This window comes from [Ruminococcus] lactaris ATCC 29176, from assembly GCF_025152405.1.
GTDB lineage: Bacteria > Bacillota > Clostridia > Lachnospirales > Lachnospiraceae > Mediterraneibacter > Mediterraneibacter lactaris.
In genome coordinates, this window is the sequence record NZ_CP102292.1 from 1,250,983 (window position 1) to 1,269,338 (window position 18,356).

At 48.0% G+C, this 18,356-nt stretch carries 21 protein-coding genes and 1 pseudogene; 3 read left to right on the plus strand and 19 right to left on the minus strand.

Annotation, left to right across the window (positions count from 1 at the left end; genetic code table 11):
• The first annotated feature begins 15 nt into the window (after window positions 1–15).
• Window positions 16–1,218, plus strand: a complete 1,203-nt coding sequence (locus NQ541_RS05855) for an AAA family ATPase (protein ID WP_005612529.1) — start codon at window positions 16–18, stop codon at window positions 1,216–1,218.
• Window positions 1,218–1,889 (plus strand): RloB family protein, encoded by a 672-nt coding sequence (locus NQ541_RS05860; protein ID WP_005612528.1) that lies wholly within the window; start codon window positions 1,218–1,220, stop codon window positions 1,887–1,889. Before NQ541_RS05855 ends, NQ541_RS05860 begins: the two co-directional genes overlap by 1 nt.
• A gap of 57 nt (window positions 1,890–1,946) precedes the next feature.
• On the opposite strand, the gene NQ541_RS05865 is transcribed toward NQ541_RS05860, so the two are convergent.
• The 8 genes and pseudogenes from NQ541_RS05865 to NQ541_RS05900 form a co-directional block, all read right to left on the minus strand.
• Window positions 1,947–3,455 (minus strand): glucosaminidase domain-containing protein, encoded by a 1,509-nt coding sequence (locus NQ541_RS05865; RefSeq protein WP_005612526.1) that lies wholly within the window; start codon window positions 3,453–3,455, stop codon window positions 1,947–1,949.
• Window positions 3,452–3,895, minus strand: a complete 444-nt coding sequence (locus NQ541_RS05870) for a phage holin family protein (RefSeq protein ID WP_005612524.1) — start codon at window positions 3,893–3,895, stop codon at window positions 3,452–3,454. Before NQ541_RS05870 ends, NQ541_RS05865 begins: the two co-directional genes overlap by 4 nt.
• A gap of 92 nt (window positions 3,896–3,987) precedes the next feature.
• A pseudogene (locus tag NQ541_RS13135) lies at window positions 3,988–5,389 on the minus strand (hypothetical protein).
• Window positions 5,389–7,383, minus strand: coding sequence for a hypothetical protein (locus NQ541_RS05880; protein ID WP_044941050.1), 1,995 nt, complete (start codon window positions 7,381–7,383; stop codon window positions 5,389–5,391). The pseudogene NQ541_RS13135 and the gene NQ541_RS05880 overlap by 1 nt, the downstream one beginning before the upstream one ends.
• A 98-nt stretch (window positions 7,384–7,481) precedes the next feature.
• Window positions 7,482–8,084 carry a Type 1 glutamine amidotransferase-like domain-containing protein gene (locus NQ541_RS05885; RefSeq protein ID WP_005612517.1) on the minus strand — a complete coding sequence of 201 codons (603 nt, stop codon included), beginning with the start codon at window positions 8,082–8,084 and terminating at the stop codon, window positions 7,482–7,484.
• Between the two features lie 27 nt (window positions 8,085–8,111).
• Window positions 8,112–8,297 carry a DUF6440 family protein gene (locus NQ541_RS05890; RefSeq protein WP_044941049.1) on the minus strand — a complete coding sequence of 62 codons (186 nt, stop codon included), beginning with the start codon at window positions 8,295–8,297 and terminating at the stop codon, window positions 8,112–8,114.
• A 139-nt stretch (window positions 8,298–8,436) separates the two neighbouring features.
• Window positions 8,437–8,799 (minus strand): hypothetical protein, encoded by a 363-nt coding sequence (locus NQ541_RS05895; protein WP_005612513.1) that lies wholly within the window; start codon window positions 8,797–8,799, stop codon window positions 8,437–8,439.
• A gap of 1 nt (window position 8,800) precedes the next feature.
• On the minus strand, window positions 8,801–11,638 hold the full coding sequence (locus NQ541_RS05900; protein ID WP_005612512.1) for a phage tail tape measure protein: 2,838 nt from the start codon (window positions 11,636–11,638) through the stop codon (window positions 8,801–8,803).
• Between the two features lie 119 nt (window positions 11,639–11,757).
• Here NQ541_RS05900 and NQ541_RS05905 point away from each other — a divergent pair, with 119 nt between their 5' ends.
• On the plus strand, window positions 11,758–12,024 hold the full coding sequence (locus NQ541_RS05905; RefSeq protein WP_005612510.1) for a helix-turn-helix domain-containing protein: 267 nt from the start codon (window positions 11,758–11,760) through the stop codon (window positions 12,022–12,024).
• Between the two features lie 35 nt (window positions 12,025–12,059).
• On the opposite strand, the gene NQ541_RS05910 is transcribed toward NQ541_RS05905, so the two are convergent.
• From NQ541_RS05910 to NQ541_RS05960, 11 genes are all read right to left on the minus strand, one after another.
• Window positions 12,060–12,227 (minus strand): hypothetical protein, encoded by a 168-nt coding sequence (locus NQ541_RS05910; RefSeq protein WP_005612508.1) that lies wholly within the window; start codon window positions 12,225–12,227, stop codon window positions 12,060–12,062.
• Complete coding sequence (locus NQ541_RS05915; protein ID WP_044941044.1) at window positions 12,224–12,601, minus strand: hypothetical protein; 378 nt, start codon at window positions 12,599–12,601, stop codon at window positions 12,224–12,226. The genes NQ541_RS05910 and NQ541_RS05915 overlap by 4 nt, the downstream gene beginning before the upstream one ends.
• A gap of 13 nt (window positions 12,602–12,614) precedes the next feature.
• Window positions 12,615–13,256, minus strand: coding sequence for a major tail protein (locus tag NQ541_RS05920; protein ID WP_005612505.1), 642 nt, complete (start codon window positions 13,254–13,256; stop codon window positions 12,615–12,617).
• A 27-nt stretch (window positions 13,257–13,283) separates the two neighbouring features.
• Window positions 13,284–13,601 carry a hypothetical protein gene (locus NQ541_RS05925; protein ID WP_005612503.1) on the minus strand — a complete coding sequence of 106 codons (318 nt, stop codon included), beginning with the start codon at window positions 13,599–13,601 and terminating at the stop codon, window positions 13,284–13,286.
• Between the two features lie 19 nt (window positions 13,602–13,620).
• The gene (locus NQ541_RS05930) at window positions 13,621–14,001 is read right to left on the minus strand and encodes an HK97 gp10 family phage protein (RefSeq protein WP_005612501.1); all 381 of its coding nucleotides are present in this window, start codon (window positions 13,999–14,001) and stop codon (window positions 13,621–13,623) included.
• A 4-nt stretch (window positions 14,002–14,005) separates the two neighbouring features.
• Window positions 14,006–14,347 carry a phage head closure protein gene (locus NQ541_RS05935; protein WP_044941097.1) on the minus strand — a complete coding sequence of 114 codons (342 nt, stop codon included), beginning with the start codon at window positions 14,345–14,347 and terminating at the stop codon, window positions 14,006–14,008.
• An 87-nt stretch (window positions 14,348–14,434) separates the two neighbouring features.
• Complete coding sequence (locus tag NQ541_RS05940) at window positions 14,435–14,710, minus strand: head-tail connector protein (protein ID WP_005612498.1); 276 nt, start codon at window positions 14,708–14,710, stop codon at window positions 14,435–14,437.
• The gene (locus tag NQ541_RS05945; protein ID WP_005612496.1) at window positions 14,707–16,080 is read right to left on the minus strand and encodes a leucine-rich repeat domain-containing protein; all 1,374 of its coding nucleotides are present in this window, start codon (window positions 16,078–16,080) and stop codon (window positions 14,707–14,709) included. The genes NQ541_RS05940 and NQ541_RS05945 overlap by 4 nt, the downstream gene beginning before the upstream one ends.
• Window positions 16,080–16,499, minus strand: a complete 420-nt coding sequence (locus tag NQ541_RS05950; protein WP_005612494.1) for a hypothetical protein — start codon at window positions 16,497–16,499, stop codon at window positions 16,080–16,082. The genes NQ541_RS05945 and NQ541_RS05950 overlap by 1 nt, the downstream gene beginning before the upstream one ends.
• Window positions 16,499–16,867 carry a hypothetical protein gene (locus NQ541_RS05955; RefSeq protein WP_147644441.1) on the minus strand — a complete coding sequence of 123 codons (369 nt, stop codon included), beginning with the start codon at window positions 16,865–16,867 and terminating at the stop codon, window positions 16,499–16,501. The genes NQ541_RS05950 and NQ541_RS05955 overlap by 1 nt, the downstream gene beginning before the upstream one ends.
• Window positions 16,868–17,002: 135 nt before the next feature.
• On the minus strand, window positions 17,003–18,175 hold the full coding sequence (locus NQ541_RS05960; RefSeq protein ID WP_005612491.1) for a phage major capsid protein: 1,173 nt from the start codon (window positions 18,173–18,175) through the stop codon (window positions 17,003–17,005).
• Window positions 18,176–18,356 lie beyond the last annotated feature (181 nt).

Here is an 18,356-nt window from a genome sequence, read left to right on the forward strand (position 1 = left end):
AGGAGGATACAAATCATGTTATGCCAGTTTTCATTTCAGAATTTTAAGTCTTACAAAGGAGAAACAACCTTAGATTTTCAGGCAGCCACGCTTCCTGAATTCAAAGAAACATTGATCACAGAAGAAAAGGCAACTGACCTGTTACCTGTAAGTGTTATATATGGACCAAACGGAGGTGGTAAGTCTAACCTTCTCCAGGCTCTTTCATGCGTAATTTCCACTATCGTAAAGCCTGTACATGAACTGGAAAAGAACCGACAGAATCTCATCCTTCAGCAAAAGGTTGATGCAGTACCATTCCTATTCGACCAGGATTCAGCAAACGAACCCACAGAGTTCCGTATGTTCTTTAGAATTGCAAAAAATGAGTATTGCTACTACATCTCTCTCAAAAACGACGAGATCATTTCAGAATCATTATACCGTAAGTCAATCACCGGCAAGAAATCTGCCACCATCTTTGAGCGCGAAACTGACAATATCACACTTGGTCCTTCTATAAATAAGAAAAGTATCAATACAAGTGTCAATCCAAAGATGCCATATCTCTCCTTCCTTGCCATCAACTATGACATTTCGGTTATCAGTGAAGTCATGACCTGGTTCGAGAGCTGCATTATCCGTAGCTATGCAAATCCAATAGTCGAGCATCAGATCATGCTTGCAAAGGATGCACCTTACAAGGAGCAGTTTATTCGTGCCTTAAATGACATGGACATTGATATTACAGACTACCGCTATGACGAAGATAGTCATCAGCTTTTCATGAAGAGAAACTTAGGCACTGCAGAATACGAGCTTCCATTCTCTGAAGAATCCGATGGAACAAGAAAGCTCATTGCTGCTCTTCCGGTTATTCTTCTCGCACTTCGCGAAGGACGTATGGTGATCATTGATGAATTAGATGCAAAGCTCCATCCAAAACTTTTAAAGTATGTAATTTCCTTATTTAAAAATAAGGAAATTAATCAATATGGTGCTCAGCTTCTGTTTACCTCTCATGATATGTATACTTTAAAGAATACTGTGTTCCGCCGTGATGAGATTTGGTTCGCTGCGGAGAATAATGCACATGAGAGTGAAATCTATTCTCTCCACGAAATCCGTGGTGAGGATAATGACAGAATCAAGAATACCGCAGCTTACGACAAGCAATATCTGGAGGGACGCTACGGAGCAGATCCATATCTATCCAATATGCTTGGAGGTGAATTTTAATGAGCCTAAAACCACCAAAAAAAAGCGACCTTGACAAAAGTTGGATGAAAGCCAGACGTGACAAGCCAAAGAAAATTCAACCGGAATATCATCTCATCATAACCGAGGGAACAGACACCGAACCAGCATACTTCGGAGCCATGAGAGATATCATCAACAGCACCTACTCTGACCGTATTCAGCTTGGGGTCCACGGTGCCGGTGATAATACACTAAGCCTTTTTCAAAAGGCAAAAAACATGGCAGCATCCTCGGCCAATGGATATAAGCATGTATGGGTTGTATACGACACTGATGATTTTCCAGCTGACCATATCAATAAAACTGCAGAGCTTTGTGTTTCTGAATCAACCGAAGAGACCACCTATCATGCCATCTGGTCAAACCAATGCATAGAATTATGGTTCCTGCTGCATTTCAGTTTCATGCAGTCCGATCTTCACAGAACATCCTACTGGCCAAAGCTCACGGAAATGCTTACCTCTCTCGGAGTTGGTGAATATGTAAAAAATCGTACCGACATGTACCAAATTCTCCTACCATACATGGATGCCGCTATTGCAAATGCAGAAAAGCTTGACAAAATCAATAAAGGTAAACTACCGTCAGCTTCTGCTCCCGGAACAAAAGTATATGAACTCGTAAAAAAGTTAAAACCTTATCTATCTTAAAACAAAGCCTGCCGGAACACATATCATTCCCGCAGGCTTTTCCTATGCCTTATACAATCACTCTCTCTTCCCAAAATCCAAATTAATCCATCCAGCCCCGGACTTCAGTTTTCCCCATCCTTTCGCAGCATCCTTACCATTTTTCACTTCTACAATAGTAAACACGCCAACTCCGGTAAACTTCCCGGTCTTCGCTGTATCCGTTCCCGCGCCTTTCCTGATATTCAGATCTGGAACACTAACCTTCACTGTAAATGGACAGTCCACATTACTCATTCCGCCTGCAGTTTCTAACATTACTTCCGGATACATCTGCTTTCCATTCCAGTCATAAATTTTATAGCCCGGATGCTTGTCAGCCATCGCCTTCGCATTATCAAATACGGAATACGCACCAAGCTGTGAAGCTACATCTCCCCAGTTCTTTCTTACCCTGTAATACTTAATCACATCCGAAGTCTCAGCGGTCACATCATACTGCGTCAGTTTCCATTTCTCTATAATACTGTAGAGTTTTTCCACATAAGTAAGACTGGTAGCATAACCACCGTCCTTAATGATCTGCACTGCCTTCTTATAATCTGAGCATCCTTTCAGCCCATCATATCGGAACTTCTCTCCATTCTTAGCGCCGAGCAGATAAGCACTGTGATCCGCAATGGAATCATCCACATTCGGATATTTTCTGAATTCTGCTGTGACTGTCACATAACTTCCATCTGCCTTCTGCTCCTGTGTCTTCTTTTTATAAATGCTCACACCATCCCAAACCGAACCACTCCAGGTATTGCCGGAAAGTGACTTCTTCATTCCAAAACAGTTATTGGCTCCCAACGCAAGCTCACTCTTTCCATAACCGCTCTCCAGAATAAACTGGGCCATAGACACCGAAGCAAGAATCCCTGATTTTTTCTGATCTGCGGTAAACAGGGGACCAACCTTTGCAAGCACCTGTTCTTCTGTCAGTCCCTGAAATTCCCCGGCCTGCATCCCTGATGGAATCACTTCCACATTTCCGCTGCCAAGTCTTGAAGTAACCTTCGCAGCCAGATCTCCCAGTCTCGCATAAAGCCAGTCTCCAGGACAGCTCTTATTCGCAAACCACCGGTGTACGGTAATGAGCATTTCATCCGCCTTCGGCTGATAATTCAGAGACTTATTTTTATCACCAAACCAGAGTAGTTTTTTCTTTCCATTTCTTCTGCAGATATCCTCACACAGATCGACCAGACGCTCATAAACCACCTGATGCATAACATACGGTTCCGCCTTGTCAGAAGCACACTCAATCGTCACTGCCCTCTGATCATTCGCATTACTGGACGTACACCAAGAGCGATTCTTCTCTTCCACATACAATCCGATCCGGCCATTCTTATCAATTCCATAATTCGAAGAAGCCTTGGTAGAAGATTTATGAAACCAGTCCCCCAGACCTTCTGCTGTACACTGACCTACTACACAGTGCGGTGATATTCTGTCAATCCGCTCCGTTCTCAGTCCGGAATGGTTCGGACTGAGCAACGTATACGCCACCAAAGAACTATTACTGTATCCCATAATCATTCACCTTCTTCCTCATCCTCTGATACATCATCCGAGTCTCCCTCACTTTTGTCATGCAGCTGTTCCAGCACATCCTTCATCTTCTGCGGGATCGGCAGTCCCAAATGCCCTGCATTCTCCAGCAGGCTCACACCCTCATTGGAAATATAGAAAAAGATCACTGCTGTCCTCAGCACAGATCCGTTCCCGATCACGGACACATCCAGAATATTCGCCATTCCTACCAGTAAAAAGATCAGCACCTTCCTGCAGATCCCCCGGAATCCCACCTCACTGGAAAGCGTATGATCCGCAAAAGCACACATCACCCCGGTCAGGTAATCGATCACCACAAAAGCAATCAGGGCATACAGAAGCCCGTCACAGCCTCCCATAAACCAGCCCAGCCATCCGCCTACAGCCATAAAAACCATCTGAATAAAATTCCAAAATTCCTTCATGCCAGAATCCTCCTCCCATGAAAAAAGCAGCCCCCATTTCTGAGAACTGCCGTAAATAAGTTTTCTATCTTCATGCCTTGCGGCAGAAAGACCTACATTGTTTCCTCCGTCAGCGTATACGTGATCTTCATGGTCTTGTCCGTATTCTTCACCACTGCTGACGAAAGATTATTGATACTTGCCAAATAAGGCGTCAGAAGGTAAGCACACCTGTGCTCCTTCCCGTAACTGCCGCCCCACATAAACACAAAGTTCTTATACTGGAACAAAGGTGTTGCCATGACTTCAAACCTTGCGCTCCCCTGCGTCTTGATCACCCTGTCATCCGCCGTGATCTGGAAATCCCCTGCCACGATCATGTCCCCGAGAAGTGTCATATACACCTCACAGGAACCGGCCTCCCCAATGGATTTCAGCTTGGAAGTAAAGCCCAGCGGAATCAGCGTCACATCCGCTGAATTTGCAACATTGATCTTATAAACTCCCTTCTTATCATAAGAAGGCACATACAGATACCCCTTCCTCACACAGCATTTTACATTCCGCTCCGGATAGGAACCGTCCTTTGCCCTTGTGCCCACTTCCGAAAGCTTCGCCTTGGACAGTGTCCAGCTTCCTTCCGTAAAGGAATAATCCTTTTTGGAGATCCGGATCCACACCATCTTCGCATCCCCGGAAGAATTCGGCTCATTAGAAAATCCATACCAGTATCCGTCATGCCCGTCCATAAATTCCCCCGTACTTCGTATAATCCCCCAGGAACGTAAAACTTTCCGTTGTCAGTGTCTGTTCCTCCAGTACGGTATAAGTGGTATCATCCAGTTTCTCATTCAGCCCGATATTAAACACCGGAATCCGGATCTTCGTAATGGTCACACTGGAAGTCCCAAAGGTGATGGAATACAACAGGTTCTTTTCAAAATCCAGCTCCACTGCCTCAAACAGTGTCATCTGCCTCGCCTTCGGGATATCCCCGATATCCACCTTTTTCAGAAGCAGAAATGTGCTGGCATCCCCTGCCGCACTGCCAAAAGCATTCTGCCCGCCCAGGGCACTGGTCAGTGCCACCGCCGCAATATTCCCATTCCCCTGGCTGGGAGTAAACTCCCACACAAACTTATATCCATTGTCCAGCTTCTTGCTCTCTGTCTGGTTCAGGCTTCCCCTCGCCACATTGGAACCGGAATTAACATTGTTGGAAGCATAGGCCACCGGCAGGTTCTTCCCCTGCTCGTAAATATGGTCCGCCTTTTCTTCCAGCACTGCCGGAAACAGCAGGATCCCGCCGATCATGTTCGGGCAGATGGGAAGCAGCGTCCCGTTCCACAGAACAGAACTGTCATACTCCCCGCTGGCTTTCAGATAAATCCCCATGGGATTCAGCCCCAGAATGTTATTCACCGCCTCCGTAATCATGTTCGTCTCCTGCACGGTTTCCACCGCACCTGTATTCGTATCGGTCAGTTCAATGACCATTTCACCTTTCAACTTCATCACACACCCTCCATTTCTACCGGCCTGCAGAAACCGCTGATTCCCGCTCTCTCAGCAAAATACACCTCAAAGCCTCTGTTCACCGTTTCCTTCATCTGCATGGACAGTTCTTCCCGGAATCCATTTACATCCAGTCCTCCGCCAATGGCAAATCTCGTGGTATAATCTTCCACCTCAAGCTTTCCATCCCAGGCTTCCCCAACCGCCATTGCCTGTCCGCTGACAGAAGCAATGCAGTCTCCCACATCAACCGTCCCGCTGCCATTCTCCATCCAGAGATACACATTGAACGTATTCGTATAATTGGCAACGATCTTCTCAATGGGATAATACAGCGACAAAATATGTTTCCCGGAATGCCAGGTCTCCACCGGACAGTGCTCCACAATCTCCTCATTATTAAATTCAAAGGCCACATGGCAGACCGCCTGTCCGTCCTCCTGCCACTTCACCGGCAGGCTCACATCCACAGCAACCTCCGAACCACTCCCAGATCCAGATCCGGAATCTGATCCACCAGAGACAGCATCCGTACTCCCTGTATTCTCATTCCCGGAAGTATTTCCAGCCCCATTCCCAGTCACATCATTTTCAGAACTTCCTGCATCCGATGCCTCCCCGGTTCCATCAGAACCACCCGTACCACTTCCAGTTCCGCCGCTTCCGCCCGGAAACGGAATCACCACAGTCCCAGAAGCCTCCGCAGACCGTTCCACCGGATCCGCAGCCACATCCACAACAACCTGTGCAAAAAACTGCATATGGTTTTCCTCAGAAGAAGCAAACTGGATACTGATCAGCTTCACCCTGGTCTGCCCGATCTCATGCACGGAAGCATTGGTAAATGTATGGATCCCGATCTTCCCAGTCTTCGCATTGTCTTCAATCTGGTTCAGCAGCCCTGAAATATTCTTGTCATTCCTTGACTTTGCCTGAGCCAGCCTCGGGTTCTTCCCCACACATTTCAGGCTCTGCTTTCCCCCGATCTTCTGCCTGATGGAAGTGATACAGGTGATCTGTCCCTCATCCGCCTGTCCTCCCGCAAATGTCAGCACATCCCCCGGATCCAGAGCAGGGTTCCCAATGGTATCCGAGTCAAAAGGCACATACCGGATCACAGACAGATCTGCCAGGATATTCCTGCACAGCATCTCCCTGGTTTCCTCCAGCCCAAACTGCAGAAGCGGGTTCACTCCCAGATTCATGGTCAGCCCATTATCCGGATCCAGAGCATAATACTCTGCAATCTGCGTCTGCTTGTTGGTAGAACTCACTGCCGTATACCTGGTAATAAAATCCGAAAAGCTGGAAGAAAACCGGTGCCTCTGCTCCACCTTCATCACAGGGTCCTTCCCGTATTTTCTCAGTTCCAGCTTCCCCTCCCTGTTGATAATAAAGAAACCTCCCAGAACCTGTGCCACATAAAACAGCACGTCCCGGCAGGTCTCAATATCATTTTCAGTATAAACAGAAAGCGTCACCCCGCCATTCGGCATGGCATCAATCTCCGCCCTCTTATTCGCAAACTCCACCTTGCATCTCTTACAGCACAAAGCAATAAAATCATAAGCAGTCCCCACAGTCTCAAACCCGTTGAAACTCTTATCAAACCGCAGCATAAAATCATACGCTTTCAGTTCCAGACACTTCGCCAGACGGTTCGCCTCGCTGACCTCAAAAACTCCCATCGGCACATCTTCCACCGAACCATCCGCCAGCACCAGATGAAACACCAGCGTCACCTGAGCATCCTCCAGCGTGTACCTGTCAATATCACTCAGAAGCGTGATCCCCATCTCCGCCGCATACACCGTCCCCAGCTCAATCTCCGTACTCCCGCAGCACTGTCTGGAAATATACCCGGAACCCTTCACAATCTCCTTCGCCCCGAACTCATACGTCATTCCGCCCTTGGTAACGATCGTACCCGTCCAGAAATATTTTCTTGTATTACTCCTGACTGCCCTCAGAAAAGTATCCGACACAGGATACATCCCGCCACCTCCATTTTCCCACGAAAAAAGCACCAGCCAACTAGGTGACTGATGCTGTGTTATGTTATTGTTTATCACTACAACCTGGAATTTTCAAATTAGTCTTTGCAAATAACCTTTGAACCTTCACCATCAATTACAATTCCCTGATGGTTGTTAATTGGGCATAGATTCAAATCCGAAAATTCAGTCATTATTTTCTCAGTAACTTTCTTAAATGGTGCTGTAAGATAATGCGGAAGAACATAGAAATCAATCAAATCAAGCCCTGCATCATCTTCTTGTGAGTAGTCCTCCGGCTTTTCATCCATTTGTTCAATATATTGGATAGTTGGAGCGCATATAATCGCACCCGCCGATTCACCAATCATCAGTTTTCCCTTTGCCAATTCCTTCTTCAATAGCTCATCCGTTCCCGTTTTACGGAGCTGATCCATAAGGAAGAACGAATTTCCACCAGTAAAATATATCACATCCGCATCTTCAAAAACGGACTGTATCGTTAAATAAGCCTCCGTTGAAATATCAATTTCCGTTACGGCTGCTCCCAGTTTATTGAATAGCTTTCGAGCCGAGCCGACATAACCGGTATAGCCTTCACGCAGCGAAGCTGTGGGAATAAATGCGACTTTCTTGTTATCAATTTCTTCTTTTATCAAACTTCCTACACTTGAAAAGTGCGAACATAAAAACAGTTTCATCCATATCCTCCTTAATAACTTCCGATTTTACTTTGTAACTATGACTTTTCCTTCCGAATCCAGAAGAGGTGTAATACTGGCTCCATATCCGGATTTCCAGCAAAGGTAGTTAACCCCAGTCTCCTTATCTACAAGGATTTGACGAACCCCTTCATCCTTAAGCTGACTTCCGTCTCTAAATATAACTTCAAATCTTTCTTCTTTCTTTGCCATGTTTATTCCTCTTTTCTCAAGTGTTAAATTTCGATTGTTATAATCTTTCTCAACTCCACCTTCTTGCCCTTCGGACAAGAAGTATCCCTCGCTTTCAGCTCGGTCAATTCCGATTTGATGCTCCCATTATACCATCTCCCTACACCTCCTTCAACGTAAAACTCACCGTCCACAGCCCCTTATAACTGGTATCTTTCCTCAGCTTCGCCTTATACCCAGTCACATACATCTCCGCCAGTTTCAGCTCCGCTGTCTCCACATCAAAATACTGCACATTAATCTTATCCTTTTTCGCATAAACTGCCAGCTTCTTAAGCCACTTCGCAGTAACAGAAAATGACACCGGGATCCGCACCACACCATGCCGCACCACATCCCTCTGTGTCGTCCCTGCCTCTGTCTCACCGCCGGAATCCGCTTCCACATCCTCCAGCTCCACCTCATAAGAATCCGGAAGCGGCAGGTTCTCCCCGTCAAACACAAGATACTGAAAAAAAGCCATCCTATCTACCTCCGCTCCTCAGACTCATTCTCTGCTGTGCTGTCACGATCACCTCATCCAGCAGCTGGTTCCCCAGATAAACCGGAATCACCAGATCACCCTGCTGTCCCTTCTGATCACCCAGCACATCCTTCAGCGCCGCCACAATACCGGCTGTCAGATCCGCACTGCCGGACGATCCCGTACCAGTCATCACACTGCCATCAGCCACAGCCATCTGCGGCGAAACCACCATATCCGCAGCCACACTGTTCACAGCAGCCTTCACCATGCCCCTGCTCTTCTCAATGCCCTCAGCCAGACCGCTCATAAAGTCCGGCATCCAGCTCTCAAAATCCGTCAGAGGCCCTTCATCCGGCACAGAGAAATGCAGATGGGAACGGATCGTATTTGCCACATCCGTCACCGCATTGGCAACTGCACCAATACAGCTCCGGATTCCATTCACAATGCCATTGATGATATCCGCACCCCAACGCCATCCGGCAGACGCAAGACCCGTAATGTAATTCACCGCATTTCCCAGACCGTCCCTGATCGTATTATAGATTCCGGAAATCGTACTCCGGATCCCGGACCACATGGCATTAAAAGCACCGGAAACTGTATTCTTAATCCCGTTCACCACAGAAGAAATCGTATTCCTGATTCCGTTCCACACGGAATTGACAGTACCCCTGATTCCATTCAGCACGGTAGAAATAATTGTCCGGATGCCATTCCAGACCGTAGAGATCACCGTCCGGATCGCATTCATCACCGCAGTAATGACTGTGCGGATACCATTCCATGCACTCTGCAAAAATGTCCGGATACCGTTCACCACATTCGTAATAACAGACCTGATTCCATTCCAGACAGAACCAAGAAATGCTGAAATCGCATTCCACACCGCCATGACTGTTGCCCGGATCCCATTCCATGCTCCCACAAGGAACGTAGAAATTGCAGTAACAACCGTTGTGAACAGTGTCTTAATCCCAGCCCACAGACCGGAAAAGAAATCACGGATGCCATTCCATACAGCCACCGCCGTATTCCGGATCCCGTTCCATGCAGAAACCAGAAACTGGGAAACCGCCGTCCATACCTGGACAGCGACTTCCTTAATCTCATTCCACAGCCTGATCCAGAACTGCCGGAACTCTTCATTCGTATTCCAGAGATAAATAAACGCCGCCACTAAAGCTGCAATGGCAGCGATCACAATAGCGATCGGATTTGCCATCATCGTGGCACTCAGCGCCGCAAAAGCTCCCTTCACCGCGCTGATCGCACCGGCAAGCTTCGGTGCCCATGTCATAATCGTTCCAATAGCCGACAGGGTCTTGCCTATGATGATCAGCACAGGCCCCAATGCCGCAGCCAGAAGTGCAACGATCATGATCACACATTTCACCTCGTCCGGCATGGCATTCAGCACATCCACCATCCCCTGCAGTCCGGAAACAATACTCCGCACCGCAGGCATCAGCAGATCCCCGAAAGAAATCGCCAGTTCCTGAAGCTGCGACTTCAAAATGGTCAGCTGCCCCTCCAGATTATCCTGCATGGTATCCGCCATGTTCTTTGCCGCATCCTTGCAGTTATTCACCGCCCCGGACACCTTTTCAATATCCTCCGGAGCCGCATTCATCAGTGCAAGGAACCCGGACATTGCATTCTTTCCAACCAGAGCCTCCGCATTATTTGCCTTCTCAGCTTCCGTCATTCCTGCAAAAGCTCCCCTGCAGTCAGCCAGAATTGCAGACAGGCTCCTCATGGAACCATCCGCATTGGTAGTAGCAATGGTCACATCCCCGATCGCCGCACCCGACAGCTTCACATCCCCGGTCAGGTTGGTCATGATGGATCGCATGGAAGTACCTGCCTGGGAAGCCTTGATACCCGCATTGCCCATCAGACCAATGGCTTCCGCAGTATCCTCAACCGAGAATCCCAGCGCCCCCGCAACCGGCGCACAGTACTTGAACGTCTCGCCCATCATGGACACATTCGTATTGGCATTACTGGAAGCAGCCGCCAGCACATCTGCAAAATGTCCCGAATCCGCTGCAGTCAGCCCAAAGGCCGTCAGCGCATCTGTCACAATATCAGAAGTCGTTGCCAGGTCTTCCCCGGATGCCGCAGCCAGATACATAACACCTTCAATACCGGACAGCATATCCTCCGTCTTCCATCCGGCCATCGCCATGTAATTCATGGCATCTGCCGCCTCAGTCGCAGAGAACTTTGTCTTGGCACCCATCTCCCTGGCTTTATCCCTGAGCTTATCAAAATCCGATCCCGTCGCCCCGGACACAGCCGCCACCTTACTCATTGCAGAGTCAAAATCAGCGGCAGTTTTCACCGCCGCCGTTCCAAGCCCTGTCACCACTCCCGTTACCGGAATCAGCTTCTGTCCCACGGAAGAAATCTTGTTTCCAACCGTCTGCAGCTTCTCACCGGTTGCCCCGATCTTCTGCAGGGCAGTTGCAGACTGCTCTGCCTGCTGTTCCAGTCTCCGCAGTTCCTGCTCCGTCTCAATAATCTCCCTCTGCAGTGCATCATACTGATCCTGGGAAATCGTCCCGTTCCGCAGTGCCTCATCCGCCTGCTGCTGTGCAGTCTTCAAAGTCTCCAGCTTTTCCCTGGTCTCAGAAACCGCCTGTGCCAGCAGCCTGTGCTTCTGCGCGATCAGCTCCGTATTCCCCGGATCCAGCTTCAGAAGCTTCTCCACATCCTTCAGCTGGCTCTGCGTATTCCTGATCTCAGTATTAACCCCTTTCAGGGCAGTCTGTAATTTCGTGGTATCGCCGCCAATCTCGACAGTGATCCCCTTAATTCTGTTCCCTGCCATGCAATCCCCCCCCCATTTTATTATTAAATAATTTTTTATTAAATAGGAATTGATTTTCCTTGTATTTAATGGTATTATCAAGCTATAAAATATCAATTTGATAAAGGAGGCTTGTACAGATGGCAAAAAGAGCACTTACTGAAGCACAAAAAAATCGCATTTGGCAACTTTCAGAAGAAGACGGTTTTTCTCAGTCAAAAATAGCGCCTTTATATGATGTATCTCAGTCTACAATCCATAATGTTCTGAAAGAAAAACGCCATGAAGCTGAAATTGCGGAATTAAAAAATCAAATGCAAAATGCAATGGCCCGTGGAGTTCAAGCAGCAATCGAAGATGGTTCAGTATCACCAACCAACAGTCCCTTATACTTAGAAGACAAGTAATTTAAAAGGAGATGAACTATTTCAGTCATCTCCTTTTAAAATGCATCAAAATCCTCCTGTGTGGCAACCTGTCTCCATCCCTTATACTCATCGTTCCGGCTCTCCACAAACATATCATTCACCATCCCGATAGTCAGCAGATCCAGATCCCGGATGGAAATCCCCAGCTGCACACACCGGAGAAGAAACAGGGGAGTTGTCATTTCACGGTCTGTTGCATGAAGTTTTTTTTAGCCTCCACATCCGTCCTGATGTTCATGCCCCACAGCTCGATCAGCTTTGGAAGAACCTGGTAAATACTGAATGTATTAAACTCATCCAGCCAGTCCTCCGGATTATCCGGAATAGACGGATCCGCATGCTTCGCCATCACATACGCAATGTTCTCAAACATCTCAAGGGAAAACAGATCCAGGGAAGACTTTTCCGGATCCCCGTCCCCGATACTCTTTTCCAGCACAGATAAATCCTTGTAGATATCCCTCTGGAACTTAATCCTGTAAATACGCGGAATGGCGGCAGATGCCTTAAAAGCAACCGCCTTCCCGTCGATCTCAATCTTCTTCATCATGCTCATATCCGAATCCCCCTCAGCTCAGTGCTTTTCCATTTCCTGCAGCATCCACAACAGACTTTCCACCATTATCAGCCTGCAAAGAAGCCGGATCCGCGGCCGGCAGATACACCGCCTTGTACCAGTCTGCATAAACAGTTGCATCCGTAGTATTTCCTGTCTTTGCCTTCACCTTTCCATCCGACAATGGCGTGGCTTTAATGGTCAGCGTTTCCGTCTGCACTTCCTTCTTCTCCTCGTTGGTCTTGCCCTCAATCTTCGGACGGGAAGCCGAACAGTTATACATCACGTGGCGGATATGGCGCACATCCCCGTCAAACTCAAAAAGCAGGGCAAACAGTGCCAGCTCTGCATCCGAGTTTTCAATCAGAACGCCCTTGGCATCCAGCTTCTCTCTCAGCACATCCGTCCGGAAGCTCTCCGGAATCAGTGCAAGCTCCAGATCCCCGTCATATCCCATATTGTTGTTGATCACATAGTACGCAATACCGTCCGCATAAAAATTCTCCGGCTCCCCGTTGGCATCCAGGGAGAGTGATACAGATCCCGGAAGCGGCACCGGTGCTGCATAGGACACCGCCCCGTCCTCCCCGACCGTCAGTAAAGCGTAATGCGCATTTTTCAGGTTATACTTCACCTTGTTATTCTTATCAGACATAATATTCCTCCATCACTAAACAAATCATTACAGTTCCATACTGTACAGCACCTCATACAGCTTTTCGCTCTGAATCCAGACCTCCGACTTATTATAAAAAATCCCGGCATCATCCAGAACCGTTTCCACCAGAGCTTCTGCCCCTGGATCCTTCCGATCCGTGTAAAGCTCTATCCTTACTTCACTGATCCGGAAATATACCCGTCCGTCTGCCGAAAAATTATCACTGCCGGGAAGCAGATAACAGATAAACGGCGGATCCGGGCTTTCCCCTTCCGCAAAATGGTCATAGGCAAAAGGAAATCCAGTCTCTTCCAGCATCCCTGCCAGTTCTTCCAGTGTCATATGCTTTCACCTCCTGCCATCACCTCAGTGCCTTCTCCACTTCCCGTTCCAGAGTCTGCGCAGCCCTCTCCTCAGCAGGCGCAATATGGGGAAACGCCCTTGTCCTGCCGCCTTTTCTCAATGCATGGCCGAACTCCAGCAGATGGGCCAGCTGGTACCTGTTCCTGGAATACACCACGATCTCCATTGCATTGGCAGTTTCCTTCGTGGTCTTCGCCGCCCAGCTCTTTGCATAGGCACCGGTCTTCACAGGGGCATTCTCCTGGATATCCTTCCTTGCCTGTGCCCCTGCCTTCTTCACTGCTTTTTTCATATCATCTGCCGCAAGCTGTGCATACTCTTCCAGTCCTTCCATGATCACATCCGCCATCTGGCTGACTGTACACCTGTCCCCTGCCATGCTCTCACCTCCGGACCTTCCTGCATGTAAATTTCAGACACTTCTTCTTATAATTCAGATGATCCACACTCACAATGTCATACACCTGATCACGAAACAGGATCCTGTGGGTAACAGACCGGATGCCTGCAGTCTTTTTACAGTACCGCACCGTCACAGTCATTCCCACATCCTCCACCAAAGTCCCTGCAGCTTCCGCCTCCCTGGAACTGGCAAGCCCCTCACCGCCTATTGTTGCAAAACAGCAGTAATCCTCTGTCCACTCATTCCTGTGATTTCCGATCCCATCCTTCACAACAGAACACTTCTGAAAAACAACTTTCTCATTCATCAATGCAATATCCATGACACCAACAAGCTCCATCCTTCATAACAATATCCACCAGAATCCTTTCCAAACTCCCATTTTCATTCCTGTTTCATGGATATTTTTTCAGAATCCCGGTTTCCTCACTCCAAACAACAGGCTCCTCAGATCCAGCACCAGTTGATGGTGATCCGCTTCCTCCCTGTGTTCATACAGATACGCAGCCGCATACTGCACGGCAATCTTTGTCCCCTGCAGATCTTCAAACTCATCCTCATCCGTGATCCTTGCCACGTCCATGCAGATCTGTTGCCCCTGCTCGATCAGATCAGAAAGCAGCACATCATCATCGTCAAAATCCACCCGCAGGTAATTCTTCATTTCCTTTACTGTCACAATCACGGAACATCACCTTCCATTTCCACCATATAGGAAGCAAAATTACTCCAGCTATTCGCCGTCTGATAAGCCTCCAGGCTTCCTTTCGGCACATAGATCTTACAATCCTCCGGAATCCCATTGAATACAGTTGCCCCGGAAAGCTTCGGCGGTAAAACCGGCAGAAAATAGTACCGTTTCATTCCTTTACAGTTCTCAAATGCATACTTGGTGATTGCCGTCACAGCCGCAGGAATTACCAGTTCTGTCAGCATATAACATCCTGAAAAAGCATTATCCGGAATTTCCGTTATGCCATCTGTAAGCCGGATTCCTTCCAGAAGCCAGTCTTTTCTGAATATGCTGCCCTCAATAGCAGCTACTTTCCCTGGAAGATACAGTTCTTTCATGGCCAGACACTCATTCAGGGCAAATTTTCCAAGCGATGTGACTGTCTCCGGCATAGTGATTTTTTCCAGAGAACGACATTCCGAAAATGCATTATCAGGGATTGTGACTATTCCGTTCGGAACAGATACATTTTTCAGGCTTATGCACTGCTCGCACAAATATCTTGGAATTGCTTTCATATTGCCCGGAATCCCCAAAAATTTCAGGCCATAACAGCACTTTACAATCCCATTTCCAAACAGGCCGTCTGTTTTTTCCAGTGTGACCATCTCCAGTCTCGAAAAACAGCAGAAACAGTAGGAAGCCAGTTCTTTCACATTCCTTCCTACTTCAATTTTCCTCACTGCTGACAGATACTTCATGTTTTCCTCTTTACTTTTCTTTCCTGCTGTAAAAACATAAGACCCCTCGCTGTAACTTCCCATAAACATAACCATATTGTCTTCCTGCGGCAGAAACCGAAGCACATACTCCCCTGCTTTCTGGTACCGGTGTGTCAGGGTAATCCTGTTATAATTCCATCCCTCTGCTGTTTCCAGTTCACTTCCATCACCCCAGTCCACCTTCACACCGTTACTAAAACTCTGGCCAAAAGAAACCTGCGGCTCCAGCATATCTTCATCCAGCGTCACATAAAACCTTGTGGCCCCGTCATCCGTGACATACTGGGCAGCTACATTCATCTCCCTATTTGTCTTTTTCAGATCCTCCAGCGTCCAGTTCCATCCCGTACACACCAGACCTTCGTGAAACGGCAGATCCGGCAGACGTTCCAGCCCGGCAAGCTCCTCAAGGGAAAGGGTTCCCTCATAATCAAAGAACCGGACCGGCATGGACATATCCGCAGTGCTTTCACCTGACGGGATCCTGCTTACTGCATCCGGGATCTCCCCCGGTTTCATCAGGGCAGAAGTACCTCCCCTGGCACGCACCGCATCTGCAATAGCAGTCAGCGTTTCTTCTTCCACAAGCACATTTGCCATCAGTACGCCACCTCATTTCCATCAACCAGTTCATCCAGGCGCCGTCCCATCTTTTCAACAGCATCCCGGATATCCTTCACCTGATCCTCCGTCTGGAACTTACTGTCATTTTCCAGCTCACTGACCTTCGTAGGCACCGGAACATTCTTCTGTGCCCCTTCCTCAATTCCTTCCAGCTTTGACTTTTCATCTCCCGTAAAATCATTACTGGAAAGTCCTTTTCCATCTTCCTTACTGACTTTTTCTCTCAGGGCATCTTCCATTTCCTGTTTCGTCACACCACTTCCGCCGCCAATCCCCAGTTCTTCCGAAGTTTTATTTCCAGTCAGCTCCACACCATTGATCTGCGGCTTATGGCTCATATTTTCATAATTATTTGAATCAGGAACACTGCTCATGGTCCCTGTCAGCTGCTCCATCACGCCACCTCCACCGTCAGTTTCAGAACCTTATTTGCAATAAAAGTACACCTGTAGCCGCTGCTCTTGTTTAAGGACAGCTCCCAGATATATTTTCCCAGTTCCAGATGTTTTGTATCTTCCTCAGAGAATCGGATCATCTTCTCCTTCACATCTGCCTCGATCCGTACCGCAGGCTCCGGATCCACCTTATTCCGCTTCGCCGCAAAGACCACGGAATCGCCTTCCTCAAACTCATACTCCGAGCCGTCCGGCAGAAATGCCTGGAACGCAAAAGAAGGCGTATCCCCCTTTGTCATCTCAATCTTCATATCCTCATGAACCACCCAGGACATCCCGTCACCTCCCGCAGATTTTCCTGTTTCCATTTCGTTCATCATTCTTTATGCTCGCCGCTTAACTGATCTGATTTTCAAACCAGCGAACATTCTTCAAACTTGAAACCTTCCCTGATTCAGTTAAAGCAGGGGACAGCTTACGCCATCCCCTGTCATTCCTGCACATTAGTCAGCTTTCAGTTTCATGATCTGCACTGCTTCCGGAAGAACCAGTTTTCCGTCCACACGTTCCTTTGCAACAAAACCGATCATTCCGTTGCCTGCAAACAGTTCATTCAGCTGCTTAAAGGATCTGTTTCCACGGTCCCCAATGTTGTAATAGCTGTAATCCCCAAAAGCGATGCCGTCCTTCGGTGCATAGGCAGAAGTCTCCACCTTGTAACCCAGAATCCTGTCTGGTTCCCCTGCCTGGTAAGCCGGCTGCCAGATATAAGCACCGTTATTATCCTTCAGCTTTCTAAGGGAAGGCAGTGTTGCATCATTCATGATAAAGGACGCATTTTTACGGTACGGACGTTTCAGGCCATACACCAGATCCAGCATGTCATCTGATTTCAAAGCTGCAGCCAGTGTATTCAGCAGATGCCCGCCGCCCGTTCCGTCAAAAATACCGGTCGGCTTCCCTGTTCCGTTTCCGTTCAGGAAGGCATCCTCTTCCGCATTGGCAAGTGCCTTTCCAAACTGGACAATAATGTAATTTTCCAGATTAAAGGCATTGTCGTAAAGCAGTTCCTCCGTTACCTTGATCGCCACATGAAGCTTATGTGCATCCAGGATCTTCTGGTCAAAGGTCGCATCCCCGAAAGTCAGCGCCCCGCCTTCCTCGATCCAGCTTGCTGCAGGCTTGGTAGCCGCAATATTGATCTTGTGTTCCCCGGAAGTCACGATTCTTGTAGCAAGACGGCGCATGATATTCTCTTCATTCAGGACATCAACCAGTCTTCTGTCATACTCCTCCGGAACCAGATAACCGCCGTCAGCATCCACACCCTCCTGAAGGGTATTGGAAACCTGTCGGAAGTTGCTTCTCAGTGCATTCAGCATTGCCCTGCGGTATTCATCGGAAGCACGTCCTGTCTTCTGCTCGCCCTGACCGCCTGCATAAGGCTTCCCGGTCAGCGGCTGGTTTACCGGCTGGTTCAGGTTCTTTTCCATTTCCTCAGCCTTACGATGGCGGTCAATTGCCTTTGTCAGATCCTCAATCTCCGCTTCCATCCTCTCATAGGTTGCACTGTCCTCCGCAAACAGAACACCATTTTCATTCTCATGGGTATCCACAAAATTCTTTGCAGCTTCCCAAACCTTTGCTCTTTTCTCCATTAATTCCTGAATCGTCATAATCCGTATCCTCCTCAGATATATTTTTTAATAAAATTTAAGCGTTCACGCAGATCATCTGCAGAACGCCCTGTAATATTCCTATTCACTTTCTTCTTTTCACACTTCTGGCAGGTATTCTCCGCTGCCCCGAAACATCCATTACAGGGATCGTCCCCCTCAGCACCGGCACTTCCACTTA

What these genes read in the sequence shown, in the direction of transcription:
- NQ541_RS05895 (WP_005612513.1), bottom strand. Translation starts at nt 8,799, where the DNA reads ATGGCTTTTTTTCAGTATCTTGTGTTTGACGGGGAGAACCTGCCGCTT.
- NQ541_RS05920 (WP_005612505.1), bottom strand. Translation starts at nt 13,256, where the DNA reads ATGTCTGATAAGAATAACAAGGTGAAGTATAACCTGAAAAATGCGCAT.
- NQ541_RS05945 (WP_005612496.1), bottom strand. Translation starts at nt 16,080, where the DNA reads ATGGCAAATGTGCTTGTGGAAGAAGAAACGCTGACTGCTATTGCAGAT.
- NQ541_RS05910 (WP_005612508.1), bottom strand. Translation starts at nt 12,227, where the DNA reads ATGACAACTCCCCTGTTTCTTCTCCGGTGTGTGCAGCTGGGGATTTCC.
- NQ541_RS05855 (WP_005612529.1), top strand. Translation starts at nt 16, where the DNA reads ATGTTATGCCAGTTTTCATTTCAGAATTTTAAGTCTTACAAAGGAGAA.
- NQ541_RS05905 (WP_005612510.1), top strand. Translation starts at nt 11,758, where the DNA reads ATGGCAAAAAGAGCACTTACTGAAGCACAAAAAAATCGCATTTGGCAA.
- NQ541_RS05955 (WP_147644441.1), bottom strand. Translation starts at nt 16,867, where the DNA reads ATGGAAACAGGAAAATCTGCGGGAGGTGACGGGATGTCCTGGGTGGTT.
- NQ541_RS05900 (WP_005612512.1), bottom strand. Translation starts at nt 11,638, where the DNA reads ATGGCAGGGAACAGAATTAAGGGGATCACTGTCGAGATTGGCGGCGAT.
- NQ541_RS05960 (WP_005612491.1), bottom strand. Translation starts at nt 18,175, where the DNA reads ATGACGATTCAGGAATTAATGGAGAAAAGAGCAAAGGTTTGGGAAGCT.
- NQ541_RS05915 (WP_044941044.1), bottom strand. Translation starts at nt 12,601, where the DNA reads ATGAGCATGATGAAGAAGATTGAGATCGACGGGAAGGCGGTTGCTTTT.
- NQ541_RS05870 (WP_005612524.1), bottom strand. Translation starts at nt 3,895, where the DNA reads ATGAAGGAATTTTGGAATTTTATTCAGATGGTTTTTATGGCTGTAGGC.
- NQ541_RS05885 (WP_005612517.1), bottom strand. Translation starts at nt 8,084, where the DNA reads ATGAAACTGTTTTTATGTTCGCACTTTTCAAGTGTAGGAAGTTTGATA.
- NQ541_RS05880 (WP_044941050.1), bottom strand. Translation starts at nt 7,383, where the DNA reads ATGTATCCTGTGTCGGATACTTTTCTGAGGGCAGTCAGGAGTAATACA.
- NQ541_RS05950 (WP_005612494.1), bottom strand. Translation starts at nt 16,499, where the DNA reads ATGGAGCAGCTGACAGGGACCATGAGCAGTGTTCCTGATTCAAATAAT.
- NQ541_RS05865 (WP_005612526.1), bottom strand. Translation starts at nt 3,455, where the DNA reads ATGATTATGGGATACAGTAATAGTTCTTTGGTGGCGTATACGTTGCTC.
- NQ541_RS05930 (WP_005612501.1), bottom strand. Translation starts at nt 14,001, where the DNA reads ATGGCAGGGGACAGGTGTACAGTCAGCCAGATGGCGGATGTGATCATG.
- NQ541_RS05860 (WP_005612528.1), top strand. Translation starts at nt 1,218, where the DNA reads ATGAGCCTAAAACCACCAAAAAAAAGCGACCTTGACAAAAGTTGGATG.
- NQ541_RS05935 (WP_044941097.1), bottom strand. Translation starts at nt 14,347, where the DNA reads ATGGATATTGCATTGATGAATGAGAAAGTTGTTTTTCAGAAGTGTTCT.
- NQ541_RS05890 (WP_044941049.1), bottom strand. Translation starts at nt 8,297, where the DNA reads ATGGCAAAGAAAGAAGAAAGATTTGAAGTTATATTTAGAGACGGAAGT.
- NQ541_RS05925 (WP_005612503.1), bottom strand. Translation starts at nt 13,601, where the DNA reads ATGACACTGGAAGAACTGGCAGGGATGCTGGAAGAGACTGGATTTCCT.